The 13815-nt window shown below is 34.8% G+C and carries 12 protein-coding genes, 1 tRNA gene and 2 pseudogenes; 10 read left to right on the forward strand and 5 right to left on the reverse strand.

Annotated features, from left to right (window positions below):
* Positions 1–21: 21 nt before the first annotated feature.
* The gene (locus OPR17_RS01780; protein WP_182319815.1) at positions 22–501 is read right to left on the reverse strand and encodes an OmpA family protein; all 480 of its coding nucleotides are present in this window, start codon (positions 499–501) and stop codon (positions 22–24) included.
* A 275-nt stretch (positions 502–776) separates the two neighbouring features.
* Between OPR17_RS01780 and OPR17_RS01785 the strand changes: the two genes are divergently transcribed.
* From OPR17_RS01785 to ppa, 5 genes are all read left to right on the forward strand, one after another.
* Positions 777–2201: a gluzincin family metallopeptidase gene (locus OPR17_RS01785; RefSeq protein WP_265021887.1), complete on the forward strand. Its 1425-nt coding sequence runs from the start codon at positions 777–779 to the stop codon at positions 2199–2201.
* Between the two features lie 20 nt (positions 2202–2221).
* A complete protein-coding gene (locus tag OPR17_RS01790) occupies positions 2222–3298 on the forward strand; it encodes a rod shape-determining protein (RefSeq protein ID WP_265021888.1) in 1077 nt (358 codons plus the stop codon).
* A gap of 316 nt (positions 3299–3614) precedes the next feature.
* A complete protein-coding gene (mnmA, locus tag OPR17_RS01795; RefSeq protein WP_265021889.1) occupies positions 3615–4727 on the forward strand; it encodes a tRNA 2-thiouridine(34) synthase MnmA in 1113 nt (370 codons plus the stop codon).
* Between the two features lie 106 nt (positions 4728–4833).
* Positions 4834–6105, forward strand: coding sequence for a WD1261 family protein (locus tag OPR17_RS01800; protein ID WP_265021890.1), 1272 nt, complete (start codon positions 4834–4836; stop codon positions 6103–6105).
* Positions 6106–6174: 69 nt separating this feature from the next.
* The gene (ppa, locus tag OPR17_RS01805; protein ID WP_265021891.1) at positions 6175–6681 is read left to right on the forward strand and encodes an inorganic diphosphatase; all 507 of its coding nucleotides are present in this window, start codon (positions 6175–6177) and stop codon (positions 6679–6681) included.
* Positions 6682–6752: 71 nt separating this feature from the next.
* Here the strand turns inward: ppa and OPR17_RS01810 are convergent, their stop codons facing one another.
* Entirely contained in the window at positions 6753–6914 is a 162-nt protein-coding gene (locus tag OPR17_RS01810; protein ID WP_253302306.1) for a hypothetical protein, read from the reverse strand.
* Between the two features lie 345 nt (positions 6915–7259).
* On the opposite strand from OPR17_RS01810, the gene OPR17_RS01815 reads away from it, so the two are divergent.
* The 4 genes from OPR17_RS01815 to OPR17_RS01830 all read left to right on the forward strand — a co-directional run bounded on the left by OPR17_RS01815 (position 7260) and on the right by OPR17_RS01830 (position 9906).
* Positions 7260–7350: transfer RNA gene (locus tag OPR17_RS01815), tRNA-Ser, on the forward strand.
* Positions 7351–7517: 167 nt separating this feature from the next.
* Complete coding sequence (locus OPR17_RS01820; protein ID WP_265021892.1) at positions 7518–8663, forward strand: SurA N-terminal domain-containing protein; 1146 nt, start codon at positions 7518–7520, stop codon at positions 8661–8663.
* Positions 8664–8750: 87 nt separating this feature from the next.
* Positions 8751–9371, forward strand: a complete 621-nt coding sequence (locus OPR17_RS01825) for a ferredoxin reductase domain-containing protein (RefSeq protein WP_265021893.1) — start codon at positions 8751–8753, stop codon at positions 9369–9371.
* A complete protein-coding gene (locus OPR17_RS01830) occupies positions 9355–9906 on the forward strand; it encodes a 5-formyltetrahydrofolate cyclo-ligase (RefSeq protein WP_265021894.1) in 552 nt (183 codons plus the stop codon). Before OPR17_RS01825 ends, OPR17_RS01830 begins: the two co-directional genes overlap by 17 nt.
* 41 nt (positions 9907–9947) lie before the next feature.
* Here OPR17_RS01830 and OPR17_RS01835 read toward each other — a convergent pair.
* The 3 genes and pseudogenes from OPR17_RS01835 to OPR17_RS01845 form a co-directional block, all read right to left on the reverse strand.
* Positions 9948–10808: pseudogene (locus OPR17_RS01835) on the reverse strand (IS256 family transposase).
* 65 nt (positions 10809–10873) lie between these two features.
* Positions 10874–11170, reverse strand: coding sequence for a transposase (locus OPR17_RS01840; protein ID WP_265021288.1), 297 nt, complete (start codon positions 11168–11170; stop codon positions 10874–10876).
* Positions 11171–11490: 320 nt separating this feature from the next.
* Positions 11491–12354 (reverse strand): annotated as a pseudogene (locus tag OPR17_RS01845) (IS982 family transposase); the annotation flags it as partial.
* A gap of 353 nt (positions 12355–12707) precedes the next feature.
* On the opposite strand from OPR17_RS01845, the gene recA reads away from it, so the two are divergent.
* Positions 12708–13775 (forward strand): recombinase RecA, encoded by a 1068-nt coding sequence (gene recA, locus OPR17_RS01850; protein WP_265021895.1) that lies wholly within the window; start codon positions 12708–12710, stop codon positions 13773–13775.
* Positions 13776–13815: the final 40 nt, after the last annotated feature.

The raw sequence follows: 13815 nt of genomic DNA on the forward strand, positions 1-13815 counted from the left end.
TCCAGGTTTTAATGCAAGAAACTATTTCTTTATTCCAGAAAATGAAAATTCCACTCTACGATTTTTAGCATGCTCTTTTTCATATTTAGAATTTCTAGAATCATCTTTTACATTAACCAAAGGCTCAGTTTCACCTTTAGAAGCAGTTTTTATTCTGTTTTCTATGTAGGGTGTACAACTAACCATAAATTTTTTAGCTGCATCTGCCCTTCTAGCGCCTAGCGCAAGATTATATTCATGAGAACCACGGTTGTCAGTGTGACCAGTTAAAGTAACCTTCGCGTCAGGGTTATCTTGTAACACCTCCATTACGTCAAGTAATGCATCTGCACTTACTTCAGTAATATTAGATTCATCATAACCAAAGAAAACTCTTTTATCACCTATCTGCTTAACAACAGAATTTATTTTATTTGTTGTATTTGCTCCTTTTTTTGGGCAAGAACTTACACCAGTAAGTAATAAACAAAAACAGCACATTATAACCAGTCTACTCCACATTACTAAACCTCCATAAATTTTAAATAGTGCGTAACTTTAATTTCAGTAGCTAATATCTCTCCATATTGTAATATAGTCAAGAGAAATAAAATACTAAATACTTTTTCTACAACCTTACAATTAATTTTCCTATAATATGCTGGACTCTGAGTAGAAAAATCCAATAAAGGAATAAAAAGTACAATTTTTTATTGTACTTTAAGTAAATATACTTTTAACTTTATTATTAATCTATCACGATGTTAAACAGATGTTTTCTAAAATAATGGACAAATATGAAATCTTATAAGTTTTTAGAGGAAGTATTATATAGGGTAAAGAATATCGAAGATACGCTAAAAGTACTAAACCAAAGCCAATTGAATATAGAGGACAAAGTTGAACAAATGAGTCTTCTAGAAGAAATCAGACATGAAATTATCTCTCATGACGCAATAAAGGAATCATTAGCAGATGCTCTTGGTAACAAAAAAAGTGCAAATACTCAGCAGCTAAAGTTAATAGAGAGAATACATAAAAGCAACAGTGCTGTTCCTATTGATTTAGTAAAGTCTTTATCCAAAGCTAAGGTTGAATGCCAAAATTTATGGAGGCTAACCAATTCTGCAGTCAGTAATTTGGAAAAACTAAAAGAACGTTTTGCTGATTTAATCAAACTCATTCGCGAAGTAGCTTCTATAAAATCGCAGCAATTAAAATGCTCAAAATACGACTCACTGCTTGCTGACTATGATTCTGATATCACAGAAAAGAACATAAAGGAAATATTTCCCAAGGTAGGCAAATTTTTTAGCGGAAATGTAGATAAAATAATTGAAAAGCAGAAAAAGGATAAGGTTACTAATATACAAAAAGTTGCTACTCAGAAGCAGATTGAACTTGGCTCGTTATGTTTACAGCAAATGGGCGTTGCACTGCATGAGGTTCGTACTTCTTATTACTGCCCTATAGATTATGATGAATCTGACTTTTGTTATGGTTTATTTTCTCTTTTACGGCATAGTGGTTATGCAATTTATCAAAAATGTTTAGCGCAAAATTCTATAAATAGCCCAATTACGAGACATGTTATGTATGAAACTCAAGGGTTATTTATGGAAAGGATGATTGGAACATCCAGAGAATTTATTGAGTTCATTCAACCACACATAAAAGAGAAATTTGCTATAAAAGGCAAAACTAACGAGAAAGTTAGCAGTGTTGAAAATTTGTACTTGATTTTCAATGAAATAAACCTTTCTTCTTTTTTAAAAAATGCAGATGAATTTAGTCTGTTAGCTCATATTATGTTGAGAACTAGGTTAGAACAAGATATAATAAATGGTACATTGGAAGTCAAAGACCTGCATGATGCGTGGCTGGAAGGTATGAAGCACTATAAAATTCCAGTAAAAGCTGAAAATGAGCTAAACACTTATTTTCAAGATGAATATTGGGCAAGTGGTGTTATGGGCTACTTTCCTATAAAAATTATTGCTTTAATTGCTGCTGTGCAGATTTTCTCTTTCATTAAAAAGAATCATTACGAATCTTTAGGTGCTATAATAAAAGGAGATTTTAGTTTACTTATCAGTTGGTTATCTCAAAATATATACAGTGCAAAGTGTGACCTGGAACTGCTAAAAAAAGTAACAGGTAAGGGTTTAGACGTTGAGTGTGTTACTTACTACTTATCTGAAAAGTATAATTTGTCTCAATAAATGGTTTTCTTGAGTTATGTATGAATTTTGTTCGAAAATTAACCGGAAAGTTTTATAGCCTTTTTACTTTCAAAGGTTTGTTTGCTAGCGATATTGCTATAGACCTTGGTACTGCAAACACTTTAGTTTATCAGAAAAATCAGGGAATAGTGCTTGATGAGCCTTCAGTTGTAGCAAGAATAAAGGAAAAAGGAAGCTACGTTCCTTATGCTTTTGGTAAAAAAGCTAAAATGATGCTTGGAAAAACGCCTGGAGAGATAGAGGCGATAAGGCCCTTAAAAGATGGAGTTATTGCTGATTTTAAAAGTGCGGAAGAAATGCTAAAATATTTCATACGCAGTGCAAACACAAAATTCACTGTTAATAAACCTAATATTATCATATGCGTTCCATCTGGATCCACGCCAGTTGAAAGGCGTGCTATACAAGATGCAGCAGAAAGTGCTGGTGCAAATGAAGTATTTTTAATTGAAGAACCAATGGCTGCAGCAATCGGAGCTGGGCTCCCGGTTACTGAACCTGAGGGTTCTATGATTGTTGATATAGGAGGCGGTACAACTGAAGTTGCAATTATTTCTTTAGGTGGAATTGTTTATTCACGTTCTGCCAGAGTAGGTGGCGATATTATGGATGAGGCAATAAAGTCATATATTCGTGAAAATCATAAATTATTAATCGGTGAAACAACCGCTGAGAAAATTAAGAAAAGCATAGGTTCAGCCAGTCTGCCAGGTGAAGATAACAAAGAGGGAATGATAATTAAAGGCAGGGATTTAGTGAGTGGCATGCCAAAAGAAATGCTTTTGTCAGAGTATCAAGTTGCAGAGAGTTTAATAGAGCCTGTACATCAGATAATTTCTGCTATTAAGACTGCGCTGGAGAGCACTCCACCTGAACTTTCTTCTGATATAGTCGATAGAGGAATAATTTTATCCGGTGGTGGTGGACTATTGCGTAACTTAGGCAAAGTTATCAGTGAAACAACAAAACTACCAGTTCGTGTTGCAGATGACCCACTTTGTTGTGTTGCCTTGGGTAGTGGAAAAGTGCTTGAAAACATGGATTATTTTGGCCATGTTTTATTCAAGCAAGATTAAATTGTTTTTGAAGGTAGTTTATCGAATTGTTTTGATGGAATTATGTAATATAAATAAGATCCCAGTGTCATGCACCAAGTAATTTGAAGGCAACTTCTAGCAGAAAAGGGTGTTATCCGAGTAGCTGACACTGGGATCCAGGAAACTTGATTACAAATAAATATGCTGTTTTAATGAATTTGTGTAATAGAAACTAGATTCCAGTGTCAGCTACTTTCATGACATCATCTACTATGTGAATTGCCCCCAAATCAAAACGTTTGCACAGTTGTATGTTGGAATGACACAAGATTTGCATTTATAAATTAAGACAATTATGCTAAAAGAATTTAAAATTGAACCTCTGCTAAAAGATAAAGCTCCGCACCAGACCAAGGCTATTGTTGCAATGTCCGGGGGAGTTGATAGCTCCGTTGCTGCAGCACTGCTATATAACTTTGGGTACCAGGTGATAGGTGTAACTCTGCAACTCTATGGCACCGACGGTAATGCTAACGCAAGAAAAGGTGCATGCTGCGCTGGACAGGATATTTATGACGCTAAGCGCGTGGCTGAAAGTGTTGGCTTTCCTCACTATATTTTAAACTATGAGGAAATATTCAAAAAGGAAGTAATAGAGGATTTTGCAAGTACCTACATGCGTGGGGAAACTCCCATACCATGTGTAAAATGCAACCAAACGGTAAAATTTCGTGATCTATTGCAAGTTACAAAAAATCTTGGTGCGGATGTGCTCGTAACAGGACATTACGTGAGAAGGTTAGAAAAAAATGGTGAGGTAAAGTTGTGCAGAAGCATTGATAAAAGTAAAGATCAAAGCTATTTTCTGTTTGCCACAACAAAGGAGCAGTTGAGGCTTTTGCGATTTCCACTCGGTGGGTTCTATAAAAGTGATATAAGAAAACTAGCAAAGTATTTTAGTTTGCAAATTTCTGAAAAAACAGACAGCCAAGACATATGTTTCGTTTCCGAAAGCTATAGCAAAACAATAGCTAAACTAGCTCCACGATCTGTACAGAAAGGCAAAATAGTGGACATTAACGGAAGAGTGTTAGGTGAGCACAGTGGCATAGTAAATTTTACAGTGGGCCAAAGAAGAGGCCTCGGTATCGCACACAATGAACCTCTTTATGTGATAAAAATTAATACAGAAAATAATGAGGTTATAGTCGGGCCGATCAACGCATTAATGCAAAAAAAGATATTGATCAAAGAATTAAATTGGCTTGAGCAGCCAAAGGAAGGTATGGAAGTAACTGTGAAGCTGAGATCATCACATGTGGGAAGTGTAGCAACAATACATTCAACTGACGAAAAAAATAAAGCCTGTATCATTTTAAACGACGATTACTTTGGCATCAGTCCTGGTCAAGCCTGTGTAGCGTATAAAGATGAGCAAGTAATTGGCGGTGGATGGATATGTTCTTAACTAAAGGGCTTAATTCTTTGATACAGAATGTAAACGTACAATAATATTTATTGCTATTTTACCCCATATCACTTATACTATAAAGTAGGACATTATAGGTTTTGCAATGGTAAAAGAAGTTGAAGAGCTGATAAAAATTGTTGGTAAGGGTGATTTATTAGAGACGTTATTTATTTTTTTAGGTAGTTTTCAACATGTTGGTTTGTATTGCAACATGGATGGCAGAAATCATGTTGATTTACCTGCATTTATTAGAAAAGAAGAAGAACCATTAGATAAATATTTTAACTTAAAATTCAGCCTACAAGGGCTATTTTTAATTTATATTCAAGCTTATGAAGCTCTTGTAGAGAATACTCAGCTAAATACTCAAGAAGTAATTGATAAAATATATGCTGCAATTGAAAATGAAAGAATGTCTACTAGTCATATGGTGCTGAAAGAACTGCTAGAGGAAGTTATAGATCGAGCAGAATTGACAGAAGATCAAAAAAAATTAAAGCTTCTTAACGTTTTGGCAAATCCAAAGAGAAACCCAGTATTTGAAACAGTAGAAGATTTTGAAAATAAGGTATTTACTGACATCAAAAAACTGTTAAATGAAAAATCTGATAAAGAGTTTTATTTTAATAAATTTGTTATCGATTGTTACTATTCTATTCATCAAGATATAAAAGTAGATAGAGATGTGGCTTTATTATTTTCTCTATTATATCCTTTGAGAGGTAGTTATAAGAAACCTTTGTCACCTGATAAAATAGTAAAAAGAGAAGTATTAGGGCTAGGTAAAAGTTCGTCAATATTAAGCGACTTAACTGGAATATTACGGTGTATCGATTTACCAAATGAGAATGGGTCTACTAAATATACGCTGAATTACAAAGGGATAGGTGAATTAAACAAAATATTAAATATAATAGCAGATCAAGATAATCAAGATTTTTTAACCTTTAAAAGCATTGGACCAACTTTGAAACAGCTGTTAAAGAAGCAAAATAGCAATAAGTTTGAAGAGAGAATAATAAACAACACATATTATTCAGCACCGCAAAAAGAGAATGAATGCAGGCCAGATTTCATCATCAGCAAGAAAAAAGACCATAAAAACACAGTCTGTAAGCTCATTTTAGGCATGTTTGTATTATCTATTGGGTTATCTGTTGCTGATTATTTCTTTATGGAGCAAAAATTGCTCAACTCAATAAAAGATGTTTTGCCACAAAACAACCTTACTAACCTAATAGTTGCTGCTGTGCTGACTATTGTAGTAGTATATGCTTTATTTCAACTATTGAAATCACCACAGGAACCACCGCTTTCAACAGTCGATGATGTGCAGAATAAGAAATTAGAACCGTTCCATGCAAAACAAGCCTAGAACTACATAAATGTAGCAACTTAAAAGCATATATTGTATAATGCTTATTCTTAAGTTAAGAGGTGATTTATGGATTTAAGTAAAATAACAGCGGTACCAAATGCGGTGAATGTGGTAATTGAAATAAGTGCAAATGCTGAGCCTGTAAAGTATGAATTTAATAAAGAGCTTGGATTGTTACAAGTTGACAGATTTTTGTCTACCTCAATGACTTATCCTTGCAATTATGGGTTTATACCAAATACCTGCGCAGGTGATGGTGATCCTGTGGATGTTTTGCTGCTAACTCAATTTCCCTTAGCATCTAGTGTTTTAATATCGGTGCGTCCAATAGGCGCATTACTCACTAAAGATGAAAAAGGAGAAGATGAAAAAATATTAGCTGTGCCTATTTCCAGTGTTGATAGCTATTATGACAATATAAAGGACTATTCTGACTTATCTAAAAACCTATTAGATAAAATTGTTCATTTCTTTTCTCATTATAAAGATCTAGAAAAGGGAAAAGAGGTAGCAGTTGGAGAATGGGTTGGTATAGAAGAAGCAAAGAAAATCATTGAAAAAAGCAGAAGTTAGTTTTTATTGATTTATAGCTAAAGTGGCTTAGGTTTGCCTACAATTTGAAAAACAACAAATTCGTCATTCAGCTACTTGTTAGCGGAATCTATGCTGAGATACCGCGCACAACTGTACGAACATTCATTCTTGAAGGTAAACTGCACAGCAAATGGTGTCATTCCAGTCTGGAATCCAGCTTTTTCATCCAAGACGGCAGCGCCTCCTTCTTCTGTCATCCCAGTGCTTGACACTGGGATCTCATTTTACTTTATGATGATGTCATGAAAGTAGCTGACACTGGGATCCAGAAGACTTAATTTCAACCAAATAATAAAGGCTAGATCCCAGTGTCACGCACTGGGATGACAAAAAAGGAGCACTGGGATGACATCATAGGGGCGCTGGCCTCCTGCTAGACAACGTTCGTACAGCTATGGAATGAATCGCGGTATGATGTAGGGAGACCTTTCTTGGGTTAGCTATAGATTTTTGTACCACAGATCTAAAAATTACAGTTGTTCGGAAAAATGTTGCGATTAAAAGCATTAGACAGGTGGTAGAGGTCTTGGTATTATATAATCTTTAGTTCTAAATTTGGAAGGGTGGCCGAGCGGCTGAAGGCGGCGGTTTGCTAAACCGTTATACGATTGAAAAGTCGTATCGAGGGTTCGAATCCCTCTCCTTCCGTATACTGTTTTAGCACGGTCTGAATTCGCTATATTGGCATGTTTTTAGCCTGTTTACCTGATCTTGTTGCAATGGTTTTTATTTCCGTCTTTAACTATTAAAAAGTTGGCTAGCATTGACTCAGTATTTATTATAGAATTGGTTATTAACTAAACAACTTTACTTGTATGTATAAAATACTAATCTTACTGTTAATAGTGTTGCCACTTAGGTTGCTTGCAATCGAGATTGAAATTGTTGCAGATGTAAATGGTGAGCCAATTTCAAATTTAGATATCGAAAAACGCATCAACTTTATAAATTCATTGTTTGGCACTCAAAGTGTTGATCAAAAAGGAGCAAAACCTCAAATTCTTAGGGAGCTAATAGACGAAATTATCATCATCAATGAAGCGCAGAGGCTGAATATAAAATTGAGCAACGAGGAGTTAGATAATGCTATCATATTATTTTTAACCCAAAGTTTTAAACTTAAGGCTAATGAAGTTGATCAATACATAAAAAAGCATAATATAGATCTTAGTATTTTAAGAAAACAAATAAAATGTCAGTTACTATGGAGCAAAATTATTGAAGTAAGAATTGTGCCATTTATTAATATAAGCGATAAAGAAGTGGATGATGTAAAAAGGCAAACAGAAAAGCCGGATTATCTTATCACGTTCCAAGAGTTTATAATTCCTGATCAAAAAGACAAGGATGTTTATGGTATAGCTGAAGATTTAGTAAAAAAATTACGTAGTAGTAATAATCCAGAATCTCCAATAAGGATGCGTAAAGCAACAGTTAATTTAAGTCAGCTAAAAGGCAAACTCAAGGGCGTTTTAGAAGGGTTGGAAACCAACAACATAGCAGGTCCATTCAGTTTCAGTGAAGGTTGCTCTGTGATAAAAGTAATAGATAAAGTACAGCTTAATCATGCACTGCTGGAAAGCACTTTAAAATTAAAACAGATTGTGGTTGAGGGTTCAGAAAGTCTATTCTCTAATTTTAAAGAGCAAAAGGTCAATTGTTTAAATTTTGACAAATTAGCAGATAATTTTAAGCTGCCAAACGCAAAAGAATTTGAAATAAAAATGCGAGATTTAAACCCTGATTTACAGATTTTATTTAGTAGAACAAGCGTGAATGAAATAGTAGAATTGAGAGAAAATGGCACTGCAAAGTTAATGATGTTGTGTGATATCAAGAGTAATGCAGCGGATATAGAAGCAATTAAACAGCAGATATACCAACAAAAGATTATGATACAAAGCAACTTGTTATTAGATGATATGCGTAAAAATTCAGCTGTCAGTTATCGGTATAGTTGAAGTCAGAGAGTGTCCTTGTCTCTGTCTTTGTGTGCCTTTGTTCTACAAAATTTCAAAAAATTTGAACAAATGTAGTTAAAGTAGCACATGAAGAATATAATGCTAATTGGTGGTGGAGTTGGAAATGCAGTATTATTTTCGATAGGGAAGGCATGTCTTGAAAATAATAACAAGGTTTTGTACTTCGCTGGCTATAAGAAATTAAGTGATGTATTTAAACGAGCACTGATAGAGCGTGCATCAAATGCAGTAGTTTGGGCATGTGAAGAAGGATTGATAGAAACAAGCAGAGATCAAGATAAATCCTTTCATGGTAATATAGTTGATGCAATAGTCTCTTATCAACAAGGAAGATTAGGTATTAATTTAAACACTATAGATAAAATTATCACTATTGGTTCTGATAAAATGATGAAAGCTGTGAATGAAGCTAGAAAAACAATTTTAAAGCCATATCTGAAGTCAAGTCACATAGCAATATCATCAGTTAATTCTCCTATGCAGTGTATGATGAAAGAAATCTGCGCTCAGTGTGTGCAGCAACATATAAATGCAAAAACAGGAGAAAAGAGTTTTGTTTATAGTTGCAGTAATCAAGACCAGGATATGGAGTGTGTTGACTTTGACTTTTTAAGTGAGCGCTTGAAGCAAAATAGTTTACAAGAAAAACTTACTGCAAAATGGATAGATCATGTTCAAAGATATTAAACAGCACAAAAAGGAAATAAGAGAGCAATATAGAGCTATAAGAAAAGATATTGATGAAAGTTATTCCAGTTATGCGGCAAATTCCCTTATTAATCTCTTTAATCAGAACTTAAGCTACGTTAAAGGCAAAACAATAGCAGCTTACATTCCAATGGATGAGGAAATAGATGTTGTGCCTTTGATGCATAATTTACTCGATTTAGATTATAAAGTAGCAATTCCTAATAAAAATAAGTTACTAAAATTTGAGGAATGGAACGAAACAAATGAAGATGTAATTCCCGACACAATCATTACTCCTATTATTGCTTTTGATAATCACTTTAATAGGTTGGGTTTTGGCGGTGGTTGGTATGATGAAATGATAAAAAAATTACGGCCACTTGGAAAAATATTTATAGGTGTAGCCTATGAGAAACAATATTGTAAAAATCTACCTGTAGAACAACATGATCAAAAATTAGATATTATAATCACTGAGATGTGTGTTAGATGTGGAGGTGGATTGCTCAAAAAAGTGGATAAAAAGGAGTAGATCTCTAGGGAATGTTCAAAAAAGTGTGTCAAACCGCATTTTTAGTTCAACTCAATTTTCAATCTATCAGGAAAGAAAATATCAAGTTGAGAGATAGTTAATGCCCAATCAGATATAGGCATCGTCCACTTTTCCTCTACCTTTTTTATAGCACAATATACCTGTTTGTACAAGGCATTTGTACTAGTAAATGAGCCCTTAGTTTTAGTGAATTTTCTAATCTGTCTATGCAACCCCTCAATAGGATTGGTAGTATAAATTAGCCTCCTGATTGGGCCAGAATACTTAAAATAGCCGGATCCAATTATTCTGCCACGATTTTACAACCAATGGGTACTTTTCTCCCCATTTTTCTTCTAGCTCAAGTAAGTAATTCTCGGCAATTTCTCTGCTTGCAGCACGATATATTTTTTCAGATCATTCATGAAAACTTTCACATCTTTGCTTGATACATATTTCAGTGAATTCCTTATCTGATGCACTATACATAGCTGTACTTCTGCTTTAGGAAACGCACTATTTATAGCTGCAGGAAAGCTTTTTAGCCCATCTACACATGCAATCAGAATATCTTCTACTCCTCTTTCTTTGAGGTCATTTAGCACTCCCAACCAAAAGTTAGCTCCTTCACTTTCAGCAAAATAAAAGCCCAAGACTTCTTTTCTGCCATTTTGGTCTATGCCCAATATATTGTACATACATTTACTTACGCAATGTCCATCCTCTTTGACCTTAAAGAACATCCCATCCATAAATACTATCGGGTATACTGATTGCAGTGGACGACTACGCCATTCATTTATTATAGGCAGTAATTTGTCGGTAATACTTGATATCTCTGCAACCGATATTTTGTGATCATAAATTTCCTCAACGTGTGACGCTATATCTCTATAGCTCATACCACTGGCAAATGTGCTCAAAATCTTCGTTTCAAGCTCTGGTTTGTTTGCCTTTTTTTGACTATTTACGGCTCAAAACTTCCTTCCCTATCTCTTGGCGTCAAAAGCTCAAATGAACCTGCACTTGTCCGTAAAGTCTTTCCATTTCTCCCATTTCTTCGATTATTTTCTTCGCTTTCAGCCAACAAGTGGTTTTCTATTTCACCTTCCAAACTTGCCTCCAGCAGCTTTTTTATAAATGGTGTTAATGCTCCGTCCCTTCCTGTCAACGGTCTTCCTTCTCGTATAGACGACAGGATATTTGTTTCCAACTCTTTATAATCTACCAATCCGGTAGTTCTGTTTACTACTTTCTGACTCATTGTCAAACCTCCATTTTTTTATATCAATTTATTACTTTTTTTCGGTTTGACACACTTTTTTGAACATTCCCGATCTCTATTTTTCCCATTCCCTCCCCAAGCCATCAGAGGGTTTTATTTTCTTCTTCACTCACTCGTTCAGTACTTGAACTACCTAATTGAGAATCTGGCTTCATTTCCTGAGCTTTCTCATTAACTTTTTGTTCTACCTCTTTTATGTCACTACCAATTACCATAATTGCAGGTTGAAATTTATCTATAAGATCACCAAGTGCTTCTTGATCATCTAGATGAGTACTAAGACACGCGAATTCTGGATTAAGGAAGGAAGTATAGGAAATAGAAGGCTTTTTGGATTTGATGGAATAGGAGATGAGAGTAGAAAAGATATGAACCAAGAAATCAACAGGGGATCTATGGCGAGTGTGTTCAATTTCTAGTCTATTTTTTAGGTAACCAAAAACAGTCTCAATGATAGACCTTTTTCTCAGTAAAATCTTCTCATTTAGCGAAATTAATGTATTTTTCATACCTTTTTTCACCTTGGTAACAAGTTTCAAACCTCGGTCAAACAGCTTCTGAAAAAGCTCTTTTGCAATATAACCTTTGTCACCAAACAAAAGGCCGGTTAATTTTTCCGTCAAATTTGGCACAGGTATCCTATCATCAACATTGCCTTTTGTTAGCGTAAGTGCATGAATTTCACCATTTTCATTGATTACCATATGTAATTTGAAACCAAAAAACCAGCCGTAAGTACTCTTGCTTAATTTTGCAATTCCAGCAAAAACTTTGTTTTTGGATATTCTTTTTGCATGACAAACTGCAATGGGAGTTGTGTCTATATATGAAATTCCAGTGTTTTCTGACTGTCCACAAAGCCAATGCAACAACATTGCTAAATGCCACAAAACCCTAGGCTTTAGAGCAACAAACCTGGTATATGAAGGCAACTTTGGAAACTCTGATTTGTAGAGCAACGTTAGGTAATGTAGATAGAAAGTTTTGAAATTTTTACACGGAGATTGTTGATATAGCAGGATTATTGTCATGATTTCAGAGTGCTCAATTTCCGTTGTTCTTGTGGGTTTTTTACCATTTGGCAGTAGTTTGCCTGCAAAATTTTTCTCTATATCTCTGCAAAAATCATCGACCAAACAAAACAGTTTTGTTATATCTTCCATGGGTAACCTCATCTATTTTTTTATAACTGCTGAGTTTACCCTGTTTTCTGCCTTTTCTATTCTCCTTTAATCCAGAATTCGCGTTTATACGGTAGTAATTTACAATAAATTCATGTAGCCATTTCGAATTTAGTCATTTCAGTGTTGGCTACTTGGATGACACCACCTGCTATGCTGCAAATTGCAACGTTCGTACACTAAAGTATAGTGTGTTACTAACGAAGGCAAACAAATATCTGCTTTATGAAAACGTTAATATTTTTCATTGAAATAATACATAAATACTAGAAAAACCTTGGCAGGTTATTCGCGTTTGATTATCATAGAGAATTATATAAATTAATAAATGATCTATGGCAAGTAACCCAGAAGAAAGAAATAGTGATAAACAAAAAGCGCTAGATAACGCAATAAGCCAGATTGAAAAAGCATTCGGTAAAGGTGCAATAATGAAGTTGAAGCAAAACCCTGTAGAAAAAATAGACACAATATCCACAGGATCAATTGCGCTTGATTCGGCTCTAGGTGTTGGAGGTCTGCCAAAAGGGCGTATAATTGAAATATTTGGCCCCGAGAGTTCTGGTAAAACCACTCTTGCCTTGCACGTGATTGCTGAAGCACAAAAAAAAGGAGGATCATGCGCATTTATCGATGCAGAACATGCATTGGATGTCTTATATGCTCGTAAACTTGGGGTAAGCACTGATGATTTAGTGATTTCACAACCAGACACTGGAGAGCAGGCGTTGCATATTGTTGAGTATTTAGTGTGTTCTGGTGCGGTTGATGTGATAGTTATTGACTCTGTCGCAGCATTAACTCCAAGAGCTGAAATTGAAGGTGATATGGGTGATCAACATATGGGGCTGCAAGCAAGGCTTCTAAGTCACGGGCTACGAAAGCTAACCTCTGCCGTTTCAAAAGCGAACTGTATATTGATATTTATTAATCAAATTCGTATGAAAATAGGAGTAGTGTATGGAAATCCTGAAACTACCACGGGTGGAAATGCATTAAAATTCTATACTTCTGTAAGGCTTGATATAAGAAAAATTGGTGTAATAAAAGACAAAGAAAATATTACAGGCAATGAAACAAGAGTTAAAGTTGTAAAAAATAAAGTTGCTCCTCCATTTAGAGAAGCGAAATTTGATATAATGTACAATGAAGGTATATCAAAACTCGGAGAAATAATAGATATGGGAGCAAAGCTTGGTGTGCTTGAAAAAGCAGGCGCTTACTATTCATATAACAACACACGTCTTGGGCAAGGAAGAGAGAATGTAAAAACTTACCTAAAAACAAACAAAGAAGTCGCAAATGAAATAGAAACGAAAATCAGAGATTTACTCAGAAATCATGATAATTCTATCATAATAGACGAGGATAGTGAGCAATTTTTAGAAGAATCAGTTTTCTGATCTAAACTTAGGCATTAGATTTTGTGTTGGACGGGTTGTT

Origin of the sequence: Wolbachia endosymbiont (group A) of Icerya purchasi (genome assembly GCF_947251635.1) — a bacterium.
Classification (GTDB): Bacteria; Pseudomonadota; Alphaproteobacteria; order Rickettsiales; family Anaplasmataceae; genus Wolbachia; species Wolbachia pipientis.

Coding starts and splice junctions, on each gene's coding strand:
- OPR17_RS01790 (WP_265021888.1), top strand. CDS start 2,222: ATGAATTTTGTTCGAAAATTAACCGGAAAGTTTTATAGCCTTTTTACT.
- OPR17_RS01820 (WP_265021892.1), top strand. CDS start 7,518: ATGTATAAAATACTAATCTTACTGTTAATAGTGTTGCCACTTAGGTTG.
- ppa (WP_265021891.1), top strand. CDS start 6,175: ATGGATTTAAGTAAAATAACAGCGGTACCAAATGCGGTGAATGTGGTA.
- OPR17_RS01785 (WP_265021887.1), top strand. CDS start 777: ATGAAATCTTATAAGTTTTTAGAGGAAGTATTATATAGGGTAAAGAAT.
- OPR17_RS01800 (WP_265021890.1), top strand. CDS start 4,834: ATGGTAAAAGAAGTTGAAGAGCTGATAAAAATTGTTGGTAAGGGTGAT.
- OPR17_RS01830 (WP_265021894.1), top strand. CDS start 9,355: ATGTTCAAAGATATTAAACAGCACAAAAAGGAAATAAGAGAGCAATAT.
- OPR17_RS01840 (WP_265021288.1), bottom strand. CDS start 11,170: ATGAGTCAGAAAGTAGTAAACAGAACTACCGGATTGGTAGATTATAAA.
- recA (WP_265021895.1), top strand. CDS start 12,708: ATGGCAAGTAACCCAGAAGAAAGAAATAGTGATAAACAAAAAGCGCTA.
- OPR17_RS01825 (WP_265021893.1), top strand. CDS start 8,751: ATGAAGAATATAATGCTAATTGGTGGTGGAGTTGGAAATGCAGTATTA.
- OPR17_RS01780 (WP_182319815.1), bottom strand. CDS start 501: ATGTGGAGTAGACTGGTTATAATGTGCTGTTTTTGTTTATTACTTACT.
- mnmA (WP_265021889.1), top strand. CDS start 3,615: ATGCTAAAAGAATTTAAAATTGAACCTCTGCTAAAAGATAAAGCTCCG.